This is a genomic window from Gordonia hirsuta DSM 44140 = NBRC 16056, assembly GCF_000333015.1.
Classification (GTDB): Bacteria; Actinomycetota; Actinomycetes; order Mycobacteriales; family Mycobacteriaceae; genus Gordonia; species Gordonia hirsuta.
The window spans coordinates 1-1908 of sequence record NZ_BANT01000073.1 but is presented as its reverse complement, the minus strand read 5'-3'; the positions used below and the strand labels follow the sequence as shown (position 1 = coordinate 1908).

Annotated in this window: 1 protein-coding gene; it reads right to left on the bottom strand. The window is 61.6% G+C overall.

All coding sequences use genetic code 11. The annotated features are described in order from the left end of the window. Nucleotides 1–77 precede the first annotated feature (77 nt). Nucleotides 78–1391, bottom strand: coding sequence for a group II intron reverse transcriptase/maturase (gene ltrA / locus GOHSU_RS16105; protein ID WP_174293555.1), 1314 nt, complete (start codon nucleotides 1389–1391; stop codon nucleotides 78–80). Between the last annotated feature and the right edge of the window lie 517 nt (nucleotides 1392–1908).

Sequence of the window (1908 nt, the reverse complement as noted above, 5' to 3'; positions counted from 1 at the left end):
CGATCGAGTAGGAGGGCCGGGTTTCCCGGCCCTCCTCTCACACCACCGTACGTGCGGGCCTCGCATACGGCGGTTCGCTAGGTCGTTCGAAACCTGGTCCAGGCTGGGTGAAAGAACACGACACCACGCTCCTGCCAGTAGCTGGTAGGTAGCGCCCGGTGCAGAATCGGAGACTTCGCGATACGCCAGTAGCCACAGCTGGTCATGCCCCATTGCCAGGCCAGATCGGCCCGGATCCCGAGAGCACGCAGATTCGTCACCCTGGTACGACCGCGTTTCCATTCTTTCCACCGGATCTGCCGAAGCCGACGGCGGTACCACTGGTCCAGATCAGAGAACTTCCGAGGCGTGTCCGCCAACCGGAAATACCCCATCCAACCCCGCACGTACTGGTTGAGCCGCCGCACACGGTAATCCATCGACACACTCCACCGCCGAGACGTGAGATCACGGATTCGGGCCTTTGCCCGCAACCACGCCTTCGGCGCGATCCGCAACCTGACTCCCGAAGCGGTGAAGTAGAAGCCGTACCCCAGCAACACAGCTGTCGTCGCCGGAGTAATCACCGACTTAGCCACATTCACCTTCAACTTCAGCCGCTGCTCCAACAGCCTGGTGCTCTGTTCGAGTACCCGCTCGGCCGCTCTCTTCGACTTCACGAAGACCCGAATGTCATCGGCATACCGGACGAACCGGTGCCCCCGACTCCAGAACTCCTGATCGAAGTCATCAAGCATGATGTTCGACAACAACGGCGAAAGCGGCGACCCCTGCGGGGTCCCCTCACCGACCGGCTGACGCACACCATCGACCATGATCCCAGCCTCCAAGTAGGCGCGGATCAGCTTGAGCAGCCGCTTGTCTTTCACCTTCCGCGCAACCCGGGACATCAGAATGTCGTGATTGACCCGATCGAAGAACGCGTCCAGATCAACCTCGACCACCCACCGGTATCCCTGCTCGACAACCAGCCGAGCAACCTTAACCGCGTCATGGGCACTCTTACCCGGCCGGAACCCATAGGAGACCGGCACGAACCCCGGATCGAACACCGAGGTCAGCACTTGCGCTATCGCCTGCTGGATCAACCGATCCAGCACCGTGGGCACCCCCAGCTTCCGCTGCCCGCCATCAGGCTTAGGAATCAACACCCGACGCACCGGCGACGGACGATAGGTACCCGCGTCCAACTCCTCGCGGACCCCGACCCAATGCTCCCGGCACCACTGACGCAACTCGTGCGTCTGAACACCATCGACACCGGCCGCGCCCCGATTACGCTCGACACGTCTCAACGCAGCAACCAGATTCTCCGAAGCGAACACCTCGCCCCACAGATCCCGGTCACCCCTGACGTCTTCAGCAGTATCCGCCGAATGGTCGCTACGCACAGCCAAGGGCCCTCCCGGATTCACCAGTACCTCCACTTCGACTGCCCCGAGTACACGGGTTGGCGGCGATCACCGCGACCATCACGAGAAACACTGCTCCCGAACATCAATTCCCAGCGTTCAGCCCTTCCCAGCAACATCACGATCCCTGCTGGTACTACGACCTCTGCTGACTTCTGCCCCATCAGCACCGCCCTCACAGACCGCGCCGCTCCCGGACTCACACCCGGACGCACTGGAACAGACCTCCCCAGATAAGAACATTCACTTTCCTCCTGCCGCCGCCGCATCTACACACCGGCCGTTTCGGTGGAACGGGCTTCACCATCTCGTGCTGGCTCACCCCGACCGACATGCCTCATGCGGTTCGTGTTCCTCGGTGCAGAATTTCGTCTCCGGCTTCCTCTCCACCCCGCCTCACGACGACGCAGTTGCCATTGACTAGGAGTTAAACCACCTTCCCCTCCAGAGGACTCACACCTCCAAGCGAATGCCCATGCTGGGCGTACACGACGAA